The sequence below is a fragment of the Pinirhizobacter soli genome (assembly GCF_015905305.1).
In the GTDB taxonomy this organism is placed as follows: Bacteria; Pseudomonadota; Gammaproteobacteria; order Xanthomonadales; family Rhodanobacteraceae; genus Pinirhizobacter; species Pinirhizobacter soli.
In genome coordinates, this window is record NZ_JADZLQ010000003.1 from 178,403 (window position 1) to 196,837 (window position 18,435).

Annotated in this window: 25 protein-coding genes; 7 read left to right on the forward strand and 18 right to left on the reverse strand. The window is 63.5% G+C overall.

Annotation, left to right across the window (positions count from 1 at the left end):
- Positions 1-2: 2 nt before the first annotated feature.
- The 7 genes from NDK18_RS14180 to NDK18_RS14210 form a co-directional block, all read right to left on the reverse strand.
- On the reverse strand, positions 3-326 hold the full coding sequence (locus NDK18_RS14180) for a hypothetical protein (RefSeq protein ID WP_250628139.1): 324 nt from the start codon (positions 324-326) through the stop codon (positions 3-5).
- Positions 323-1,690, reverse strand: a complete 1,368-nt coding sequence (gene cycA / locus NDK18_RS14185) for a D-serine/D-alanine/glycine transporter (protein ID WP_250628140.1) — start codon at positions 1,688-1,690, stop codon at positions 323-325. The genes NDK18_RS14180 and cycA overlap by 4 nt, the downstream gene beginning before the upstream one ends.
- Positions 1,691-1,771: 81 nt before the next feature.
- Entirely contained in the window at positions 1,772-2,941 is a 1,170-nt protein-coding gene (locus NDK18_RS14190) for an AI-2E family transporter (protein ID WP_250628141.1), read from the reverse strand.
- Complete coding sequence (locus NDK18_RS14195) at positions 2,938-3,234, reverse strand: hypothetical protein (protein WP_250626068.1); 297 nt, start codon at positions 3,232-3,234, stop codon at positions 2,938-2,940. Before NDK18_RS14195 ends, NDK18_RS14190 begins: the two co-directional genes overlap by 4 nt.
- Positions 3,188-3,676: an ABC transporter ATP-binding protein gene (locus NDK18_RS14200; RefSeq protein WP_250626069.1), complete on the reverse strand. Its 489-nt coding sequence runs from the start codon at positions 3,674-3,676 to the stop codon at positions 3,188-3,190. The genes NDK18_RS14195 and NDK18_RS14200 overlap by 47 nt, the downstream gene beginning before the upstream one ends.
- A gap of 39 nt (positions 3,677-3,715) precedes the next feature.
- Positions 3,716-4,096, reverse strand: a complete 381-nt coding sequence (locus tag NDK18_RS14205) for an ElaB/YgaM/YqjD family protein (RefSeq protein WP_250626070.1) — start codon at positions 4,094-4,096, stop codon at positions 3,716-3,718.
- Between the two features lie 143 nt (positions 4,097-4,239).
- A complete protein-coding gene (locus NDK18_RS14210; RefSeq protein WP_250626071.1) occupies positions 4,240-5,382 on the reverse strand; it encodes a PQQ-dependent sugar dehydrogenase in 1,143 nt (380 codons plus the stop codon).
- Positions 5,383-5,544: 162 nt separating this feature from the next.
- On the opposite strand from NDK18_RS14210, the gene NDK18_RS14215 reads away from it, so the two are divergent.
- The gene (locus tag NDK18_RS14215) at positions 5,545-6,165 is read left to right on the forward strand and encodes a Yip1 family protein (protein WP_250626072.1); all 621 of its coding nucleotides are present in this window, start codon (positions 5,545-5,547) and stop codon (positions 6,163-6,165) included.
- Positions 6,166-6,219: 54 nt separating this feature from the next.
- Here the strand turns inward: NDK18_RS14215 and NDK18_RS14220 are convergent, their stop codons facing one another.
- The 3 genes from NDK18_RS14220 to NDK18_RS14230 are packed head-to-tail and all read right to left on the reverse strand — an operon-like array spanning position 6,220 to position 8,541.
- On the reverse strand, positions 6,220-7,224 hold the full coding sequence (locus tag NDK18_RS14220; protein ID WP_250626073.1) for a YheT family hydrolase: 1,005 nt from the start codon (positions 7,222-7,224) through the stop codon (positions 6,220-6,222).
- Positions 7,221-8,042 carry a lysophospholipid acyltransferase family protein gene (locus tag NDK18_RS14225; protein WP_250626074.1) on the reverse strand — a complete coding sequence of 274 codons (822 nt, stop codon included), beginning with the start codon at positions 8,040-8,042 and terminating at the stop codon, positions 7,221-7,223. Before NDK18_RS14225 ends, NDK18_RS14220 begins: the two co-directional genes overlap by 4 nt.
- 13 nt (positions 8,043-8,055) lie before the next feature.
- Positions 8,056-8,541, reverse strand: a complete 486-nt coding sequence (locus NDK18_RS14230) for an Lrp/AsnC family transcriptional regulator (protein WP_250626075.1) — start codon at positions 8,539-8,541, stop codon at positions 8,056-8,058.
- Between the two features lie 127 nt (positions 8,542-8,668).
- Between NDK18_RS14230 and phhA the strand changes: the two genes are divergently transcribed.
- Positions 8,669-9,556 (forward strand): phenylalanine 4-monooxygenase, encoded by an 888-nt coding sequence (gene phhA / locus NDK18_RS14235; protein ID WP_250628142.1) that lies wholly within the window; start codon positions 8,669-8,671, stop codon positions 9,554-9,556.
- A 13-nt stretch (positions 9,557-9,569) separates the two neighbouring features.
- Here the strand turns inward: phhA and NDK18_RS14240 are convergent, their stop codons facing one another.
- From NDK18_RS14240 to NDK18_RS14260, 5 genes are all read right to left on the reverse strand, one after another.
- Positions 9,570-9,965, reverse strand: a complete 396-nt coding sequence (locus tag NDK18_RS14240; RefSeq protein WP_250628143.1) for an Imm50 family immunity protein — start codon at positions 9,963-9,965, stop codon at positions 9,570-9,572.
- Between the two features lie 69 nt (positions 9,966-10,034).
- The gene (locus tag NDK18_RS14245) at positions 10,035-10,697 is read right to left on the reverse strand and encodes an SGNH/GDSL hydrolase family protein (RefSeq protein ID WP_250628144.1); all 663 of its coding nucleotides are present in this window, start codon (positions 10,695-10,697) and stop codon (positions 10,035-10,037) included.
- A 202-nt stretch (positions 10,698-10,899) separates the two neighbouring features.
- Positions 10,900-11,220: a hypothetical protein gene (locus NDK18_RS14250; RefSeq protein WP_250628145.1), complete on the reverse strand. Its 321-nt coding sequence runs from the start codon at positions 11,218-11,220 to the stop codon at positions 10,900-10,902.
- Between the two features lie 21 nt (positions 11,221-11,241).
- Complete coding sequence (locus NDK18_RS14255; protein WP_250628146.1) at positions 11,242-11,460, reverse strand: hypothetical protein; 219 nt, start codon at positions 11,458-11,460, stop codon at positions 11,242-11,244.
- A gap of 53 nt (positions 11,461-11,513) precedes the next feature.
- Positions 11,514-11,921 carry a GFA family protein gene (locus NDK18_RS14260; protein WP_345777083.1) on the reverse strand — a complete coding sequence of 136 codons (408 nt, stop codon included), beginning with the start codon at positions 11,919-11,921 and terminating at the stop codon, positions 11,514-11,516.
- A 236-nt stretch (positions 11,922-12,157) separates the two neighbouring features.
- Here NDK18_RS14260 and NDK18_RS14265 point away from each other — a divergent pair, with 236 nt between their 5' ends.
- Complete coding sequence (locus NDK18_RS14265) at positions 12,158-12,688, forward strand: LysR family transcriptional regulator (protein WP_250628147.1); 531 nt, start codon at positions 12,158-12,160, stop codon at positions 12,686-12,688.
- On the forward strand, positions 12,685-13,404 hold the full coding sequence (locus NDK18_RS14270) for a glucose 1-dehydrogenase (RefSeq protein ID WP_250628148.1): 720 nt from the start codon (positions 12,685-12,687) through the stop codon (positions 13,402-13,404). The genes NDK18_RS14265 and NDK18_RS14270 overlap by 4 nt, the downstream gene beginning before the upstream one ends.
- A gap of 27 nt (positions 13,405-13,431) precedes the next feature.
- On the opposite strand, the gene NDK18_RS14275 is transcribed toward NDK18_RS14270, so the two are convergent.
- From NDK18_RS14275 to NDK18_RS14285, 3 genes are all read right to left on the reverse strand, one after another.
- Complete coding sequence (locus NDK18_RS14275; protein WP_250626085.1) at positions 13,432-14,124, reverse strand: RES family NAD+ phosphorylase; 693 nt, start codon at positions 14,122-14,124, stop codon at positions 13,432-13,434.
- Positions 14,121-14,519, reverse strand: a complete 399-nt coding sequence (locus NDK18_RS14280; protein ID WP_250626086.1) for an MbcA/ParS/Xre antitoxin family protein — start codon at positions 14,517-14,519, stop codon at positions 14,121-14,123. The genes NDK18_RS14275 and NDK18_RS14280 overlap by 4 nt, the downstream gene beginning before the upstream one ends.
- 90 nt (positions 14,520-14,609) lie before the next feature.
- A complete protein-coding gene (locus NDK18_RS14285; RefSeq protein ID WP_250626087.1) occupies positions 14,610-15,833 on the reverse strand; it encodes a LysR family transcriptional regulator in 1,224 nt (407 codons plus the stop codon).
- Between the two features lie 102 nt (positions 15,834-15,935).
- Here NDK18_RS14285 and NDK18_RS14290 point away from each other — a divergent pair, with 102 nt between their 5' ends.
- The 3 genes from NDK18_RS14290 to NDK18_RS14300 are packed head-to-tail and all read left to right on the forward strand — an operon-like array spanning position 15,936 to position 18,401.
- Positions 15,936-16,607: a 4-carboxy-4-hydroxy-2-oxoadipate aldolase/oxaloacetate decarboxylase gene (locus NDK18_RS14290; protein ID WP_250628149.1), complete on the forward strand. Its 672-nt coding sequence runs from the start codon at positions 15,936-15,938 to the stop codon at positions 16,605-16,607.
- Between the two features lie 38 nt (positions 16,608-16,645).
- Positions 16,646-17,509 (forward strand): amidohydrolase family protein, encoded by an 864-nt coding sequence (locus NDK18_RS14295; protein ID WP_250628150.1) that lies wholly within the window; start codon positions 16,646-16,648, stop codon positions 17,507-17,509.
- Complete coding sequence (locus NDK18_RS14300; RefSeq protein ID WP_250628151.1) at positions 17,502-18,401, forward strand: substrate-binding domain-containing protein; 900 nt, start codon at positions 17,502-17,504, stop codon at positions 18,399-18,401. Before NDK18_RS14295 ends, NDK18_RS14300 begins: the two co-directional genes overlap by 8 nt.
- Positions 18,402-18,435: the final 34 nt, after the last annotated feature.

Sequence of the window (18,435 nt, forward strand, 5' to 3'; positions counted from 1 at the left end):
TTTCAGTCGCTGCTACTGGGGTCGTCCCGATCGACGAGTTCGAGGATGACCCCGGTTCCAACATCCTTGCCTTCCCAAATGCAAAACCCCACCCCGATACCGAGGCGGGGTTTTGCATTTTCGATGTCGAGGAAGGCGATGTCGACATCGTATGCGTCGCCAAGCTCCATTCGACCCGCGGTCGCCACCCTGAAATCGAAGTACTTGCCGTCGATTCGCGCGGTGGGCCGATACCCGTAGGCGGGGGCATCGACGGCTTTCTGTCGTCCACCTTCGGCAGTGGTATAGAGCCGCAAATGCACACGCGCATCGACGGGCCGCTTCATGCCGGCAGTGATTTCCTCTTCACCGCATAACCGATCGCCAGCAACACGAACCACACGGGGCTAGCCATCAGCGCAGCCCGCGTATCGGCCTGCAGCGTCAGCAGCACCAGCACGAACACGAAGAACACCAGGCAGGCCCAGCACATGAACACGCCACCGGGCATCTTGTACTTCGACGCCTCGTGCAGATGCGGACGCTTGCGTCGATAGGCGATGTAAGCGAACAGGATCAGCGACCAGACGAACATGAAGAGCACGGCCGAGAGCGTGGTGACCAGGGTGAACGCCGTCACCAGGTCCGGCACCACGTACACCATGGTTGCGCCCAGCAGCAGGATGAAGCACGAGAACAACAGTGCGCGCGAGGGCACGGCGGCCTTGGACAGCTTCGAGAACACCTTGGGCGCGTGGTTCTCTTCGGCCAGGCCGTAGATCATGCGGCTGGTGCTGAAGATGCCGCTGTTGGAGCTGGAGGTGGCCGAGGTCAGCACCACGAAGTTGATCAGGCTGGCCGCGGCAGGGATGCCCGCCAGTACGAACAGCTCGACGAACGGGCTTTTGCCCGGCAGCACCTGGCGCCAGGGCGTGACCGTCATGATCACCACCAGGGCCAGTACGTAGAAGATGATGATGCGCACCGGGATCGAGTTGATCGCCTTGGGCAGATTGCGCTCGGGGTCGGCCGTTTCCGCCGCCGTCGTGCCCACAAGCTCGATGCCCACGAAGGCGAACACGGCGATCTGGAAGCCGGCGAAGAAGCCGCCAATTCCCGTGGGAAAGAACCCGCCATCATTCCAGAGGTTGGCTAAAGACGCCTTGTTGCCCGAGGGCGAGGTAAAGCCCCAGGCCACCAGGCCGACGCCTGTGATGATGAGCGCCACGATGGCAACGATCTTGATCAGCGCGAACCAGAATTCCATCTCGCCGAACAGTCTCACCGTCACCAGGTTCAGGGTAAGCAGCAACAATACGCACAGCACCGCGGGTATCCAGGCCGGCATGTCCGGGAACCAGTACTGCACGTAGGCGGCAATGGCGATCACATCGGCGATCGCCGTGATGATCCAGCAGAACCAGTAGGTCCAGCCGCAGTAGAAGCCGGCCCAGGGGCCCAAGAGGTCCGTGGAGAAGTCGATGAACGACTTGTACTCGAGGTTCGACAGCAGCAATTCGCCCATCGCCCGCATCACGAAGAACAGCATGACGCCGATGATCAGGTAGACCAGCAGGATCGACGGCCCGGCCAGGCTGATGGTTTTTCCCGACCCCATGAATAACCCGGTGCCGATGGCACCACCGATGGCGATCAGTTGCAGGTGGCGGTTGGAAAGACTGCGGCGGAGGTGATCGGGCTCAGTCGACATCGAATGGATTCGCTCGCGGGATAGTCCCGCTGACGATAGCAGCCATGCAGTCCGCCGCGAAGCCGTGCCCTCGCCCAGGGTCTAGCGACCCACCATCATGGCGAACCATTCCCAGCCCCGCAGGCGCGCAGCCACCAGCTTGGCGCTGGTGAGCATCGGCACCGCCAGCAGCGCGCCCGGGATACCCCACAGCCAGCCCCACACCAGCAGCCACAGCAGGATGGCCACCGGCGAAAGCCGCATGCGGCGGCCCTGGATCAGCGGGGTGATCACGTTGCCCTCGATGGCGGTGATCGCAGCGAAGCTCAACGCAGGCAACATCGCGGTGCCCGCATCGTTGAAATGCAGCAGGCCCACCAGGGAAAGCACCACGGTAGTGGTGATGGCACCAACGTAGGGTACGAAATTGAAGAGCATGGCCACCGTGCCCCACAGCAGCGGATCGGGCACGCCGTAGCCATAGAGCATGGCCGCGGTGATCAGGCCCAGGCCGAAGTTGATCGCCATGGTGGTCAGGAGGTACCGCGATACCTCCGACTGGATACTTCGTACGATGGTTACGGTATGCCGCTTCTGGGCGAAGGTAGGCGACACCTCCACCGCACGCCGCAACAGTTCATCGCCATAGATCAGGAAGAAGAACACCAGCAGGACCACGGTGAGCACGCTTGCCATCACCTTCGGCGCGCCGGTGATGACATCCCAGGAACTGAAGATTGCTACCGTCGGCGCCGCCGGCTGGCCCGCACGCGGGCTGCCGCCCACCAGGTTTTGCGTGGCACGGCTGGCCGCTTCCAGCTGCTGCGTCATCGGCTTGATCTTCGGCGCCAGCTGGCGCATGGCGTCGGGCGCCTGGTGGAACCAGTTCAAAGCCGCCGGCGCCACCATGCTGGTGCCGGCGCCGACCGCGGTGCCCAGGGCCAGCATCACCACGCAGGCGCTCAGCCAGCGCGGCACGCCCAGCCGCGCGCCAAACGAAACGATGGGGTTCAACCCCAGGCCGATGAATCCCGCCAGCAGTAGGGGAATCAACAGCGGCTTGCCGATGGTCACCGTATAAATGATGGCCAGGAACAGCATCGTTTGCAGGATCACGCGGATCGACCGCATGTGCCTCGAGATGCGGCGGATCGACGTACCGTTGAGCTTGCGATGGTGTTCGCGAAGAAGCGGGGTTTTCGACGAGACGGCAGCGCCAGGGGCCACGGCGGGCGTGGCCGGGGTAAGCGGCGTCGCCTGCAGGTCGCTCATGGGTTGCCGCCGTCCCCGCTACCCATGAAATTCCCGGCGGCGAGCATGACCGCACGGCTGGCCAGTTCCGTCGCGCCGCCGGAGAGTATCGAGACCAACCCCGGCACGCGCAGAGGATGGACATTGAGCATGCCCAGCACCACGCCCACACCCGTCGCGGCGGATACCACCGTCAACGGATGTTCGTAGCCTTTGGCATAGAGCGCGGCGGCCGGCGCGGCCACGGCCTCGCGCGAAGCACGGACCTCAGCCTGGGCCAGGCGGACGGCGGCGATGTTCTTGAAGACGCTCATGTTCTTCCCCCTCCTCCCGACCGCGTTCGGTCGCTTCGTGTATCAGTGCGCGCACTTCCGCACGCGTCACCGGCATGCCCAGCCAGGCCATGCACCGCCTGAAGACGGTGATGGCGCCCAACAACAAAAGCAGCTGGATCAGCGCCAGCGCACCCAGCGCCCAGGCCCACGATCCGAACCACTGGGCCAATGCCCAGCCCAGCAGCGCCAGCAGTGTAAAGCCCAGCGCCACCGCGAAGGTGGTGGCGCCCAGCGCCATGAACAGCATCAACATGATGCCGCTCTTGGCCAGCCTCACCTCGGCGCCGAAAAGCTTGAAGTGGCTGCCGAACACCTGCCTGATCCCGCTGGCAAGCTTACCCAGCTCCGCCGTCAACGACGGTTCTGGCGGGGTCGGTAAATCTTCCGGCGGCGGTACGCCGGCGGTTCCTGGATCAGTCATCCGCCGCCCCTGGTCGTCTTATCGGGTACAGATGGGTGATCAGCGACGCAGGATGCGGCCGGCAACCCAGCCGGCGGCCAGCGCGATGGCCAGCGACTGGATCGGTTTCTCGCGGACGTATTCGCGGGCCGTCTCCAGCCATTCGTCGGTGCGTTCGCGGGCGTCGCCCACCACTTCACGCGCGCGTTCGCCGTATTCGTTGACCTTTTCGGCGGCATGGGTAGCGCCGGCAGCGGCCTTGTCGGTGGCGCTGTGCAAGTTCGTCTCGACCTTGTCGGCGGCGCGGTCCACCGCGTCCTTGGTCTTCTCCACCACATTGGAGGTGGCCTGCTTCACGCGCTCGGCGCGCTCTTCAATGCGTTCGGCGGCGCTGACCGTGTTGGCGGCGGCGACGACGGCCGGTTCGACCTGCTTGTTCATTTCGAATCTCCAGTCCGGGCGGGGTGGTCGCGACGTAGCCACAAGAGTAGTGGCACGCGGTCTTGCCAAACCATTAACGCCCGGTGCGCGCGCACTGGGCGTGAACAAAGCGCGCGCAAAACCGCCACGCGCTCGGCGGCCGTTCATTTTCCAGGCTTTTTGCCGGTTTTCGGTGCATCGGTCTTGGGGGCGCCGGGTGGCTTGGTGTAAGTCACGCGGTAGACCGCGCCGGCCAGCTCGTCGCTCACCAGCAACGAGCCATCGGCCAGCGGCTGCACGTCCACGGGACGACCCCAGGCCTGCTCGCCCTGCTGGAAGCCGTCGATGAACACTTTGTAGTCGCTCACCCGGTCGCCCTGGATGTCCACGCTCATCACCCGGTAGCCAGATTTGGTGCTGCGGTTCCATGAGCCATGTTCAGCGATGAAAAGCACCTGACGGTAGTCGCTGGGGAACGCCTTGCCTTCGTAAAAGCGCAAACCCAGCGCCGCCACGTGCGCGCCCAGCTTCAGCGCTGGCGGGGTGTAGTCGGCGCAGTTCTTGCCCTTGCCGAAGTCCGGGTCGAGGGTATCGCCCTGGTGGCAGTAGGGAAATCCGAAATGCTGGCCCGGCTTGGTGACGTGGTTGAGTTCGTCGCTTGGCAGGTCGTCGCCCATCATGTCCCGACCGTTGTCGGTGAGCCACAGCGTGCCGTCCTGGTTCCAGGTGAAGCCCACGGTGTTGCGCAGGCCCAGGGCCACGTCTTCCACGCCCGAACCATCGGTGTTCATGCGGGTGAGCTTGGCGTAGCCTTTCTGGTCGCAGACGTTGCACGGCGCGCCGATGGGAACGTACAGCTTGCCGTCGGGTCCGAAGGCCAGGTATTTCCCGCCGTGCTGAGTATCGCGGGTGAGCTTGTCGGTCACCAGCTCAGGCTTGGGCGGGTCGTCCAGGTGGCTTTCGATGTCGCGCAGCACCACGATGCGGCTGATCGCCGATATATAGAGGTCGCCGCCCTTGAAGGCGATGCCGAGGGGCTGGGTCAACCCGCTGGCCACCACGCGCACCTTGTCCGCCTTGCCCGAGCCGTCGCTGTCGGTGAGCGCATAGACCTTCCCGGTGTCGCTGGAGCCGACGAAAACCGTGCCGTGGCCGCCGACGGTGATCTCGCGAGCATCGGGCACCTTGTCGCTGTAGATGGCGATATGGAAGCCCGGCGGCAGGGTGAGCTTGTCCAGCTCAGGTTTGGCGTACGCCGCCGGAGCGAGGGCCATCAGGCCCAGGATGGTGATCAAGGAAGCGCGCATCTTGGGCCACTCTCGCCGGCTGGGCCGCTGAGGGTACTACTGGCACCCTCGACCCTGCCATCGTCCGGGCGCCGGGTGTGGCGAAACTGCCGCGCTCGGCTAGACTCCCCGCGAGGGGAATTCTTGCGATCGACGACATTCAACCGGAAGGAAGGGGAAGGTATGGATCAGGCAAGCATTGTCACCCGGGTCAAGCAGATCCTGGCCTCGCCACGCACCGAGTGGCCGCTGATCGCGGCAGAGCCGGCAACGGTCAAGGGGCTGTATCTCAACTACATCGTCATCCTGGCAGCCATACCGGCCGTCGCGGGCTTCATCCGCACTTGCCTGATCGGCATCGGCACCGTCGGCATCACCATCCGCACGCCGATCCCGCAGGGGATCATCACGGCCGTATTCACCTATGCGTTGAGCCTGCTGGTGGTGTACGTGGTGGCACTGGTCATCAACGCGCTGGCGTCGACCTTCGAAGGCCGCCAGGACATGGTGCAGGCGCTGAAGGTAGTGGCCTATTCCTATACCGCTGCGTGGGTGGGAGGCGCATTCATCATCCTGCCGTGGCTTGGCTGGCTGGTGTGGCTGGCCGGCATCGTATACAGCATCTACCTGATGTACCTGGGCATGTCCCCGGTGATGAAAAACCCGCCGCAGAAATCGGCCGGCTACACCGCGTTGGCGGTGGTGATCGCGGTGGTACTGCAGTGGCTGGTGGGCCTGGTGCTGGTCTTGGCGATCGGCGGCGCGGCGATCACCGCGGCGGGGGCGCTGTCCCACACGCACTAAAAGGCACAAAGCCTATCGAAGACGCGCCCGGCCCCAAGGCCGGGCGCATTCGTTTCAGGCGTCGGCGATCGCGTTGAAGCGGGCGGCGATGTAGTCATCGGTGAAGCTGGTCATGTCCCAGCCCTGGATGAAGCCGCAATGGCCGCCGTGGGCGGCGATATCCAGTTCGATGTTCGGCGGCAGCGACAACTGGCGGAACGCGCCGACGGGAATCACCGGATCGTCCTCGGCGGTAAAGATGGTGGCGGGCAAGGTCATGCCGCGCAGGCGGTCACCGGCTACCGAGTAACCTTCCAGGTAACTTTCCAGCGAATCGAAATCTGTGTGGCGCAGCACCAGCGACCGGGTGAGGTCGCGCATGTTCTGCTTCAGCTCCGCCAGCTCGAAGTACTGCTGGTTGGGAAACGCGTTCTGCTTCATGCGCAGCGAACGCCGCCACTTCTGCATGAAATAGGCGTGGTAGAACCACGGCGCTTCCTTCTCGAGGGAAAACAGCCCCTCGGCCGGATCGATGATCGGGCATATGGCCAGGGAGTAGTCCAGCGGAATACCTACCTCCGGCGCCTTCATGGCCACCCGCAGGGCGAAATTCCCGCCCAGGGAAAATCCCGCCAGGGCCATGCAACGCGAGGGCCAACGCCGGGCGATTTCGCCCACCGCGACCACCACTTCGTCGATGCGGCAGGAGTGGAACAGCGATTCGTTCAGCGGGTGGCTGTCGCCATGGTCGCGGAAGTTCAGGCGGAAGATGTCCCAGCCTTCGTCGAGCAGCCGGCTACCGGTCTGCAGCACATAGGTGGAGTCGACGCTGCCTTCCCACCCATGGAACAACACGGCCAGGCCCCGCGAAGCTCGCCCGGTGCCCTGTGCGGTATAGGCGCCGGACAGGCGGATGCCCGGACCACCTTCCACCATCACGTTCTGGGCACCCTCGCGCACCTTGTGTGCGGCACTGGGCAGCAGGAAGCTGCGCACGCCCGATGACGACAGCATGGTCTGGATGTGGCCGCTGCGCAGCGGCCAGGGTGGATTGAAATCTGCCCCCCGAGGCAGGGTCATGCCGGTTCCCCGGCCCCTGCTGTCGCCGGTACCGGCCCCAGCGATTGTTCGATGCGCGCGCGCGAGGTCTCGGCCATGCGGCGGCGCGCGTCCGGGCTGGCGGGTACGGGCTCGAGGAAATGGACTTCCGCGTCCAGCGGCGCCTCGCCCAGGATGCGCAGGAAGTTGCCCATGAACGACTCGCCTTCGCGGAAGCCGATGTCGATCAGCCGTTCGCCGTTGCGGGCAAAACGCAGCGCCACCGGCTGCACGGGCACCCCGGCATCGAGCGCCGCCTGGAAGATGCGGGCGTGGAACACGCGCAATACACCGTTGTAGCCGCTTCCCCCTTCAGGGAATACCGCCACCGAGCGGCCGGCGCGAAGGCGCTCGACCATCACCTGCATCACCGAGGCCAGCGAGTGGTTGCTGCCGCGGCGGTGGAAGATGGTGCCGCCACGCGCGGCCATCCAGCCCACCAGCGGCCAGCCGGCGATCTCGGCCTTGGCCACGAAGCAGGCCGCGCGCTGGGAGTGCACCAGCTCGATATCCAGCCATGAGGTGTGGTTGGCGACGAAAAGCACCGGATCTGCCAGGGGCTTGCCGAAGCTCCGGCTACGGAAGCCGAAGATGCGCAGCAGCCAGGTGGACCACAGCCGTATCGTGCGGTGGCCGAAGGGTTCGCGGCCGTTCTTCATCACCCCTTGCGACCAGCTAAGGACCACTCCGCACACCAGCACGCCGAACAACACGTGCAGCACGAGCAACGGAATGCGCCACAGGTAGCGCCAGGGGCGCATGCGGTCGGGGGATGCCTGGCTGGCAGCGTCGGGGGTCATCAAGCCTGCAAGATTAACCAGCCGCGCGCGAAGCCGCTAGAGGCAGCGCCGCCGAACGCTTCACCGTGCGTAGGACAAAGCTTGAATTGACGTCGGCCACGCCCGCGGCGTTGAGTAGCCGGTCGAGCAGGAAGCGGGAGAAACCTTCAAGGTCGGCCACGTAGACGTGCATGAGGTAGTCCATGTCACCGGTGAGCGCGTAGCAGTCGACCACTTCCTCCCAGTCGCGCACGCGCTCGATGAAGCTCTCGATGCTGGTGTTGTCGTGTTTTTCCAGCTGCACGCGGACGAAGGCCTGGAGGCCCAGGCCCACCGCTATCGGGTCCACCCGCGCGGCGTAGCCGGTAATGACTCCCTCCGCCTCCAGTTTCTGTACCCGGCGAAGGCAGGCCGAGGGCGACAGGCTCGCCATATCGGCCAGTTCTGCGTTGGTCACCCTGCCCTGCGTTTGCAGGGTGGCGAGGATGCGCAGATCGGTCTTGTCCAGGGAAATCGACATTTTATTGCGTCATTGCTGCCTCGATAGCATATATCTTGCGCCATAAGCCCTATAAGGTGCAATAAAACAAGCCCATTGCGCGCGTTCGCCGCTAAGCTGATACCAGAGCCACTACGGAAGCACCGTCATGCAGACCCCCCGTCGCGTCGAACACCAGCAAACCGATCGCGGTTACGTGCCGGTGTATGCCACGGGCGTGGTCGAGCAGCCGTGGGACAGCTACACGGCCACCGATCACCAGGTGTGGAACATCCTCTACGAGCGCCAGAGCGCCCTGCTGCCGGCCTATGCCTGCCCGGAATTCCTCGAGGGCGTGGAACGCTTTGGCCTGGGCGACGGCGGCATCCCGCGCTTCGACCATCTGAACGAGGTACTGGCCAAGGCCACCGGCTGGCAGTTGGTGGCCGTGGAAGGCCTGCTGCCCGACGAAGTGTTCTTCGACCACCTGGCCAACCGCCGTTTCCCGGTGAGCTGGTGGATCCGCAAGATGGACCAGTTGGACTACCTCTCCGAGCCGGACCTCTTCCACGACCTCTTCGGCCATGTGCCGTTGCTGCTGAACCCCGTTTTCGCCGACTACATGCAGGCCTATGGCCGCGGCGGCATGAAGGCCTACGCCATCGGCCCCGAGGCGCTGATGAACCTGACGCGCCTGTACTGGTACACGGTGGAGTTCGGGTTGATCCGCACCGACGCGGGCCTGCGCATCTACGGCGCGGGCATTGTGAGCTCCAAGGGTGAATCCATCTACAGCATCGATTCGCCGGCGCCCAACCGCATCGGCTTCGATCTCGCCCGCGTGATGCAAACGCGCTACCGCATCGACACCTATCAGCAGACCTACTTCGTGATCGACAGCTTCGAGCAGCTGTTCGAAGCCACGGGGCCGGACTTCACGCCACTCTACGCGGAGTTGGCCACGCGGCCAGTGCATGCGGCGGGCGATGTGCTGGAAGGTGACAAGGTATACCAGCGCGGAACGCGTGAAGGTTGGGCTACAGGCGGCGATAACTAGTTGCGGATTTCGGTCAAACGACCCCGTCGCCATCGCATGGGTCAACGCTAACCAATCGAACGTGCTCGCATACAATCGAGCCGTCGTTGTCCATGTGCGACTCAAAATCCACCCTTATGAGGTCGCCGTCCCGCCTCACGGCCAGAGTTGAAAGCACATCGCCCGTGTAGTGCAGTGGAAGCGAATCGCTGTGCACACCAAGCATGCTCATTTCGACGCGGTGATGGTTGCGAAGTATGAAATACCCTTGTGAATCGACTTCACGCGTCATCTCAAAGACGTGGATCGTCGCGATGCAGGAGTTCTGCAGTCGCGAAATGCCCAGCACCTTGGCGTCGTGAAACGAAGGCCAGCGGCCCATGGCTTCGACAAGCAGTTCACTCTGCTCGACTAAATCAATGTGATTCATCGCTCTTGCAGGGCCACGTGGTGCCATCCCTTCTTCACTGAAAGTTAGACCGATTGATCTGGCCAGGGATTAATGCAGTGACTTCAGCCACGGCGTGACCTTAGCCACCCAGATGTCATAGCCCTGGCGGTTCATGTGCAGGCCGTCCTGGATGAAAAGCTCTGGCCGCGGCTGGCCATTTTTGTCGAGCATGTCGGGCCAGATGTCCAGGAACGTCACGTTCTTCTGCGTGGTTGCCCACGCCTTGATCAAGTCGTTGGCCTGGTGCATTGGCGCCATCAATGATTTACGCGCCACGCTGGGCTTGATCGCGATAAAGGCGATGGGGACATTGGGCTGCGCATTACGCACCTTCGCGACGAATGCCTTGAAGTCGTCGAACACGCCCTGCGGCGTGTCGCCACCCATGATGTCGTTGTCGCCGGCGTACACCACGATGGCCTTGGCCTTGTAGGGAGTGACGATGCGGTCGGCGAAGTACACCGAGTCGTCCAGGTCGGATCCGCCGAAGCCGCGGTTGATGGTGTGCACGAACGGGAAATCCTCGCTCAAGGATTTCCAGAAGCGGATCGACGAGCTGCCGACGAACAGCACCGAGCCTGGCGGTGGCGGGTTGGCTTTGTCCTCGGCCTGGAAGGCGGCGATGTCTTTGTCCCATACGCCGTGAGCATTCTCTCTGGCGAAGGAAATTGCGGGGAGCAGCAGGAACAGCACGAGAAGCAGGCGTTTCATGGGGACCTCGCGGTGGGTTCGCGCGTTGACGTACGGCTACAGTGCCGCGTCGCAAACCATGAGGGTGCCAGATATCGAGGCAAGGCGGTGTATCTGGCATCCAATCGGACGATGCACAATTGGCTAGCCCAAGCTTAACGGCTCTACCTGGACTGATCGATTCCAGAGGCCTTGCCGATCGTCAAGACGAGACGCCGAGCACTTAAGTTCGTTGATCCATATAAGCCACGGCGCGCTCACTCAGCGTCAGCGGTTCTGGTCCGCCTCCTTCCAGGAAGTCTGTCATGCGACCAACCGGCCACGAGTCGCTTTTGCCGGTCACGAATTCAATGCCGTGCTCATCACCCCGGAAATCGTGCCAGTAGCGAGCGACCAGCGCTCCGTCCTTGTAGATACGGTAACGGTAGTTCCCAAAGGAATCGCGAGCGGAGTCCTGTTCGATTATGAAAGCCATTTCTTCCCCTGATAGCCCAGCACCCATGCGCGCAGCGATACTCAGTGTCGCTAGATCCTCAACGCCCATGACCACCTAGCCTTCGCCTGCTCATTCGTCCGGCGCGTCAGGGTCGATGGCAGGCACCAGGCCATCTAGCTCGTGGCGTTCCTGCATCAGCAATTGAAGCTCAGCGTGCAGCTGATCAATCGGTGCGCGCAGTTTTGCAACTTGAACGTGAAGATTCCTTTCTAATTCGTCTATCCGTTCCGTCAGCAATGCAATCCTTCCATCGAGGACCGCACGATTGTTCTCAAGCAATGTTCCCATGGTGATCCTCATCCATACCTAGACTGCGGATGGACGCCATATTAGCGGTCGAATTAGGGCAACCGGGGATATTGTGGAATTGCCTGGCTAAGGCAAACCCACGGTTGCGCACTGGCTGTCCAAATGTCCAGCATCGGCTGAAACTCCCAAGTGTCGTCCAGCGTAGGAAAGCGAACGGACATGAATCCTGGGTTGGCATCGCCGCGCGTGAACAATGGTGAGCCACATTGAGGGCAAAAGCTGCGAGTCGCGACGGCGCCACTAGCCGCTTGAACCGAGTACGTTTTCGGCGCACCAGTAATCTCTATGCCCGAGTCCGCGACGATGAAGCCCGAAGCGAATGGGGCACCGCTGGAACGCTGACAATCCAGACAGTGGCAATTGAGCATCGCGACGGGCGTACGTGAGCACACGTAGCGAATCGACCCGCATGTGCACCCACCGGAAAATGGAGTAGTCATGTCAAAACATCCTTTGCTACCAAATCACTGAGTAACACTGCTTGATTCAAGATGCTCAAGAAGCTCATCCGTCACCCCTGCAACTGTTCCATTCACACCGTGGTGCGCTAGACGGAGGGGGCCATTAGGCAATTATGCGTCAAGCCGGGCAGATGAAAATGGCGCCAAGAAAAGCCTCGTCCATCTACTGCGGGACCTACTTGCTACGGCCGCTCGCTCTAGGACACACTCATCGCATGAACGACAAGCTTCTGGCGCTCCGACTTTTCGTGCGAGTTGCCCGCTCGGGAAGCTTCTCTGCTGCGGCGGGGGAGCTAGATCTGTCACAACCGTCGGTATCGCGGATCATCGCGGCGCTGGAGGAAGACGTAGGCGCGGCCTTGGTTACCCGCACGACGCGGGCTGTCACGCTGACTGACATTGGCAACGACTACCTGGCCAGTGTCGAAGCGATCCTGTCCTCGCTTGAGGAGGCCGATCACACTGCTCGTGGATCGCGGGAACTCCGCGGCTCACTGCGCGTTGCCATGCCTGCAAGCTTTGGCGTGCGCGAAATCATTCCCTTGATGCCGGAATTTCTTGCGCGCCACCCTTCGCTAAACGTCAGCTTGTTGATGAGCGATCAACGGCAAGACACGATCAAGGAAGGTGCCGACGTCGCACTTCGACTCGGCGACTTGGCCGACTCAAGTGCCACCGCGCGCGTGATCGGGCGGACGCAGCGGTTGATTGCGGCGTCGCCGAGCTATCTAAGGTCGCTATCGTGACCGGCGCCTCCAAGGGCATCGGTGCCGGAATCGCCAAGCTTTTCGCCCAGTCGGGCGCCTCGGTCGTCGTGAACTACGCGACCAGCAAGGACGCAGCAAACGCCCTGGTCGCCGAGATCAAGAGTTCCGGTGGCAAGGCCGTGGCCGTGCAGGCCGACTTCTCAAAAACCGCCGACATCCGACGACTGTTTGAAGAGACGAAACGTGCCTTCGGCACGCTCGACATCTTGGTGAACAACGCGGGCGTCTACGCCTTCGGACCCTTGCAGGACTCCACGGAGCAGGAATTCCATCGTGAGTTCAGCACGAACGTGCTCGGCATAATCACCGCGACACAAGAGGCTGCGAAATACTTTGGCCCGAATGGCGGCAGCATTATCAACATCAGTTCGATTGCCAGTGTTGGTTACATGCCCAACTCGGTGATCTATGCAGCATCCAAGAGTGCCGTCGACTCCGTCACGCGTGTGACCTCAGTGGAACTTGCCCCGAAGAAAATCCGCGTCAACAGCCTCGCGCCTGGTGCCACCATCACTGAAGGCATTGCAGCTCTGGGTTGGCCGAAGGAGGCCGTCGAAGCCGTGGTCGCGACGATCCCGTTCGGTCGTCCGGGTATGCCCGAAGACATCGCTCGCGTGGCGCTGTTCCTGGCCTCCGATGATTCGGCTTGGGTGACCGGCGAGAGGATCACGGCCTCTGGTGGCCAGCGCGCCTGATCGAACTCCGTCCCAGTCCCGGCCTGTTTAGACCGGCTTGGGACGTTTGACCGGCGTAAGTTCGAACACCATCGACACCCGCGCGCCATCCCAGCGATAGGCCAGATGCTGGGCCTGCGTACACGGCGAAACCACATCGGGATAGAACGCCGCCACGCACTGGCCGCCGGCATGCCGCGCGCTTTCGTAGACGATGCCGTCCGACCCCGCGGCGCGCAACTCGCGCGCCAACGTCACGCTGGCGACATAGGAGCTCGGAGATTGCTCGTCCGGCCAGCCGCCGCGGATGTCGTGCAGCTGCGCCACGATCGACGTGGTGTAGCAACGCATCTGCATATCGGTGGGCGGTTCCTTCGTAGCGCGCATGAAGGCCTCGCAGTGGTACACGGTTTCCTCGATCGCGGTGGACACCGTGCGCGCGGCGTAGAACACGCCCCAGCTGCCATCGGAAAAGCGGCTGCCCATCGGGTTCAGATGGGTAAAGGCGGCCATCACCGGCGTGCTGCCGGGGCCTGAGATGCGACGTTCGCGTGGCACCAGCGACAAGGTGCCCGCCTCGGCGCGCAGGCGCGGGTTGGTCAGCGATTCGATGGCGAACACGGCGTCGAGGTCCGCTGGGTCCGCAATGCGATCGAATAATCCCGTGGGCGGGAAACGGCTGGAGACGATGCGCCACGCCTGCGTCCAGCGCACGCGGCGCAGCGGTGGCTGCGCGCTCATCCGTTCCAGCCGCGTTGGGCGTCCAGGTATTGGCGCACCACGAAGAGGTCGGCGACGTTCCCCGACAGCATGCGTTCCAGTGCCGAGCGGCCGCCGAACAGCGGCGCGGTGTTGGGCCGGCGCACCCAGCCTTCGGCCTGGGCCGGGTCGGGAAAGAGGATGGCCAGGTCTTTGTAGATGCCCAGCAGGTAACTGATGCGTTCGATGGTGTCGCGGCCGATATGGCCGTCCTGCTCGCGCTTCCACTTGTAGAAGGTGGATTCGGGCGGGTCGCCCAGCAGGGTGCGTTGTTCGCCGGCGCGCAGCTCCCAGCGTTCGGCCAGAGCGAAAAAGGCCCGCAAAGCAGGGCCACCGAGTTCCGGAACGGGGGCGACGGAGGGCTGGGTTTGGGTCATGGCAGTAACTTCACCTGTGAAGTTATTGGTTAATCTACACCACACATAGAGCTTTTGCCACTATTCTGACCAAGGGCCCGGCGTCCGTACCTACACAACCCCTTCCCGCCGCTCCCGCGCAAGCACATGCGTCCGCCTGACGAAATCCGCCTGCAGCGGCGTGGGCATCCAGTCGCGACGACGCGTTAGCGCAATGCCACGCCGCAGTTCCTTGCCCAGGTCACCCATTTCCGTGAGCGTGCCGGCGCGCTGTTCAAATAGGAACTGATCGCGGGAAATGAGCGCAAGCCAGTCGCCCTGCAGCAGTAGCCCTCGCGTCACCAAAACCGACCCGCATTCGATGCGAAGCCTCGGCGGTTCCACTCCCCGGCTGAGGAATATCTGTTCCCACTTGGTGCGCAGGGGAATTCCCGGGGCGGAGATCACCCACGGATAAGCCAGGAGGTCTGGCAGATCCAGCTGCTTCTTGCCTTGCAGGGGATGGCCGGTACGGCCGACCACCACGGGATCGTCGTCGTAGAGCTCTTCCTGCACCACCTCGCGGTGCGGCGACGGTTCTCGGCGCGCGCCGATGATCAAGTCGATATCTCCCTGGCGAAGGCTGCTAAGTAGCTCCAGGTAAGGCGCCTCGACCACCTTCACCGCCGCCGATACGTGCGCCGTGGTGAAACGCGCGAGCAACTCGGAGAAGAAGATGGCGCGGGCACTGGGCAGGATGCCGACGATCACGCGACCGGCGTCATCGGTACTGATGGCGCCGATCTCCTCGACGCCCGCCCGCAGCTCCGACAGCATCAGGCGGGCAAAGCGCACGAAGCGGCTGGCCACATCCGTCGGCCGCACGATACGGCCCACCCGCACGAAAAGATCCATGCCCAGGATGTCCTGTAGTTCACGCACCGCGCGATGCACCGCCGGCTGGGAGAGGCCGGTCAACTCGGACGCCTGCACGTAACTGCTGTTGCCCTCCACCGCGATCAGCGCGCGCAACTGGACCATGGTCACGCGCCGCTCGATATGCGGCAGCGGGGCCAGTCGCGCCGATCGCCTGACCAAACGCCCGCCGTGCGCCAGGTAACGCAGCGCACGATTCACGCGAACCATCATCACCTTGCCCGCCACGGTGGGCATGGCGCCACCGGGCTGCCGGTCGAACAGGCGCTCGCCGAGCACGCGCTCCATCTTGCCTATCGCCTGGGCAAGGGCCGGCTGCGACAGGTTCACCTCGCGCGCGGCAGCGCTCATGCTGCCCGACCGTCCGGTGACGAGCAGCGCATCCAGGTGCCTGAGGTTGAGCTGGAAAATGTCTTTCACGAGCAATCAATCGTATTTGCTTATGGCCTGATCATAAAACGAATTTGGCAAACCCCATGCTGGCGCGCACCTTTGCCTTATTCAGTTTGTAGGAAAAGGTGCATGTCCACAGTCAATACCAAAGTCCAAAGGCCTGACAAGGCCCTGGTGGACGCGCTGGGCCGGCTCGGTGTGGCGACTGTCCACGAGGCACAGGGCCGCAAGGGGCTGCTCGCCAGCCACCTTCGCCCGATCTATGCGGGCGCGCGCATCGCCGGATCCGCGGTAACGGTGTCTATCCCGCCCGGCGACAACTGGATGATCCACGTGGCCATCGAGCAGCTTCACCATAGCGACATTTTGCTGGTGGCCCCCACCAGCGACTGCGTCGACGGCTACTTCGGCGACCTGCTGGCGACGTCCGCCATGGCGCGGGGTTGCCGCGGCCTGGTGATCGACGCTGGCGTGCGCGATGTCCGCGACCTCACTGCGATGGGTTTCCCGGTGTGGTCCAAGGCCGTGTTCGCCCAGGGCACGGTGAAAGAGACCTTGGGCTCGGTGAACGTGCCGGTGGTCTGCGGTGGGGAATATGTTCGCCCCGGCGACATCGTCCTGGCCGACGACGACGGCGTGTGCGTGGTCCGCCACGAAGAGGCCAACGAGGTGCTGGCCAAGGGCATCGAGCGCGAAGCCCGCGAGGAAAAGGTCCGTGAGCGCCTGAGGAGCGGCGAACTGGGCCTGGACATCTACGCCATGCGCGAACGCCTGGCGGCCAAGGGCCTGACCTACCGCTAGCCACACGCCCCAAAGCATTCCCACTTGCAAAGAATCCGATGAAGATCTTCGACACACATACGCACGTCATCTCCCCCGACCCCTCGGCCTACCCAAGGGATCCGATCGGCGGCCACCAGTCGGAGTGGTCGCAAGCGCGCCCCGTGGATGCAGCCAGCCTGTTGAGGGCCATCGACGAAGCCGGCATCGCCAAGGCGGTGGTGGTACAGGCTTCCACCGTCTATGGCCACGACAACCGCTATGTCGTGGATACCGTCCGCGCGCACCCGACGCGCCTGGTGGGTGTGTATTCGATCGATGCCCTGGCGCCGGATGCCGTGGAGCGCATCGACCATTGGCAGGCGGAAGGGCTTTCAGGCTTTCGCCTGTTCACCACGGGCAGCACCATGCCCGGCCAGTCGGACTGGTTGGGGCATAAGCACTCCTACCCCGCCTGGGCACACGCCGAGAAGCTGGGCATCCCGGTGTGCCTGCAGATGACGATGGAAGGGCTCCCTGCCCTGCGTTCCCTGCTGGAGCGCTTCCCCAGGGTGCGCGTGCTGCTGGATCATTGCGCACGACCGGACTTGTCCGATGGCACGCCCTTCGCCCAGGCGGAGGCGCTGTTCGACATGGCGAGCTTCCCGGGCGTGTTCCTCAAGCTCACCAACCGCACGCTCGCCGCGGCCACGGCCGGCAAGTCCACTCCGCGCGATTTCCTCGAGAAGATCATCGATGTATTCGGCGCGGGCAGAATTGCCTGGGGATCGAATTTCCCCGCGGCGGAAGGCGCGCTGCCGACGCTGCTCACCACCGCGCGCGACGTGTTGGCCCGGCTTCCGGTGCACGACCAGGCGATGATCTTCGCCGGCACTGCGGCCACGGTGTACCCGGCACTGGTGCAGGCGCCTGCCCATGTCTGAGTCGCGCACGCTACGCACGGTGCTGGCGACCTCGCCGCTGACCGAACCGCTCAAGAGCGGCGCAGTGGCCAGTCCCGGGCTCACCTTCGACTTCATCGACGTGTCGCCCGTGCACAAGGCCTTCGCGCCAATGGTCCGCCAGCAAAGCTACGACGTGTCGGAACTGGCGATCGTCACCGCGCTGCAGGCCGTGGCCTATGGCCGTCCAATCATCCTGCTGCCCGCCGTGGTGGCCTCGCGGTTTCAGCGAGGCTGCCTGATCACGCGCCGCAGCGGCGGCGTGGCGAGTCCGCAGGACCTCCCGGGCAAGCGCATCGGCGTGCGCGCCTACACCCAGACCACAGGTATGTGGGTGCGCGCGCACCTGGCTGAAGACTACGGCCTTGCCACCCTCTCGATGCACTGGCTCACCCATGATCCCGCCCACGTCGAGCAGTACGAGGATCCGTTCTTCGTCGAGCACGCCGCGGATGACAAGAGCCTGCTGGACCAGTTGCGCGAAGGCATCACGGACGCGGCGATCCTCGGCAACGACCTTCCCAAGGACGAGGAATTCGTGCCCGTGATCGCCAACGCCAGCGAGAAGGACAGCGCGTGGTACGCCAGGCACGGCTTCGTGCCGATCAATCACCTTGTCTCGGCCAGCGCAGCCGCATGCAAGCGCGATCCAGGCGCTGTACGCGAGGCGTACGGCCTGCTGTTGCAGTCGTTCGCCCGGTTACCCACAACGGACGGAAAGCCTTCCCCGTACGCTTTCGGCTTCAGCTCATTGCTCGAACCAGTCCAATACGTGATCGATGCATGCCTCGAACAAGGCCTGCTACCGCGCCGTCTCGGCATCGACGAGGTATTTGGCCCGGCAGAAACTATCCTCGGCGGGCTCCCCGCATGAATGTCGCCGGGGTCATGGTGGGACACTCCTCGCA

Coding starts and splice junctions, on each gene's coding strand:
- NDK18_RS14180 (WP_250628139.1), bottom strand. CDS start 326: ATGAAGCGGCCCGTCGATGCGCGTGTGCATTTGCGGCTCTATACCACT.
- cycA (WP_250628140.1), bottom strand. CDS start 1,690: ATGTCGACTGAGCCCGATCACCTCCGCCGCAGTCTTTCCAACCGCCAC.
- NDK18_RS14190 (WP_250628141.1), bottom strand. CDS start 2,941: ATGAGCGACCTGCAGGCGACGCCGCTTACCCCGGCCACGCCCGCCGTG.
- NDK18_RS14195 (WP_250626068.1), bottom strand. CDS start 3,234: ATGAGCGTCTTCAAGAACATCGCCGCCGTCCGCCTGGCCCAGGCTGAG.
- NDK18_RS14200 (WP_250626069.1), bottom strand. CDS start 3,676: ATGACTGATCCAGGAACCGCCGGCGTACCGCCGCCGGAAGATTTACCG.
- NDK18_RS14205 (WP_250626070.1), bottom strand. CDS start 4,096: ATGAACAAGCAGGTCGAACCGGCCGTCGTCGCCGCCGCCAACACGGTC.
- NDK18_RS14210 (WP_250626071.1), bottom strand. CDS start 5,382: ATGCGCGCTTCCTTGATCACCATCCTGGGCCTGATGGCCCTCGCTCCG.
- NDK18_RS14215 (WP_250626072.1), top strand. CDS start 5,545: ATGGATCAGGCAAGCATTGTCACCCGGGTCAAGCAGATCCTGGCCTCG.
- NDK18_RS14220 (WP_250626073.1), bottom strand. CDS start 7,224: ATGACCCTGCCTCGGGGGGCAGATTTCAATCCACCCTGGCCGCTGCGC.
- NDK18_RS14225 (WP_250626074.1), bottom strand. CDS start 8,042: ATGACCCCCGACGCTGCCAGCCAGGCATCCCCCGACCGCATGCGCCCC.
- NDK18_RS14230 (WP_250626075.1), bottom strand. CDS start 8,541: ATGTCGATTTCCCTGGACAAGACCGATCTGCGCATCCTCGCCACCCTG.
- phhA (WP_250628142.1), top strand. CDS start 8,669: ATGCAGACCCCCCGTCGCGTCGAACACCAGCAAACCGATCGCGGTTAC.
- NDK18_RS14240 (WP_250628143.1), bottom strand. CDS start 9,965: ATGAATCACATTGATTTAGTCGAGCAGAGTGAACTGCTTGTCGAAGCC.
- NDK18_RS14245 (WP_250628144.1), bottom strand. CDS start 10,697: ATGAAACGCCTGCTTCTCGTGCTGTTCCTGCTGCTCCCCGCAATTTCC.
- NDK18_RS14250 (WP_250628145.1), bottom strand. CDS start 11,220: ATGGGCGTTGAGGATCTAGCGACACTGAGTATCGCTGCGCGCATGGGT.
- NDK18_RS14255 (WP_250628146.1), bottom strand. CDS start 11,460: ATGGGAACATTGCTTGAGAACAATCGTGCGGTCCTCGATGGAAGGATT.
- NDK18_RS14260 (WP_345777083.1), bottom strand. CDS start 11,921: ATGACTACTCCATTTTCCGGTGGGTGCACATGCGGGTCGATTCGCTAC.
- NDK18_RS14265 (WP_250628147.1), top strand. CDS start 12,158: ATGAACGACAAGCTTCTGGCGCTCCGACTTTTCGTGCGAGTTGCCCGC.
- NDK18_RS14275 (WP_250626085.1), bottom strand. CDS start 14,124: ATGAGCGCGCAGCCACCGCTGCGCCGCGTGCGCTGGACGCAGGCGTGG.
- NDK18_RS14280 (WP_250626086.1), bottom strand. CDS start 14,519: ATGACCCAAACCCAGCCCTCCGTCGCCCCCGTTCCGGAACTCGGTGGC.
- NDK18_RS14290 (WP_250628149.1), top strand. CDS start 15,936: ATGTCCACAGTCAATACCAAAGTCCAAAGGCCTGACAAGGCCCTGGTG.
- NDK18_RS14295 (WP_250628150.1), top strand. CDS start 16,646: ATGAAGATCTTCGACACACATACGCACGTCATCTCCCCCGACCCCTCG.
- NDK18_RS14300 (WP_250628151.1), top strand. CDS start 17,502: ATGTCTGAGTCGCGCACGCTACGCACGGTGCTGGCGACCTCGCCGCTG.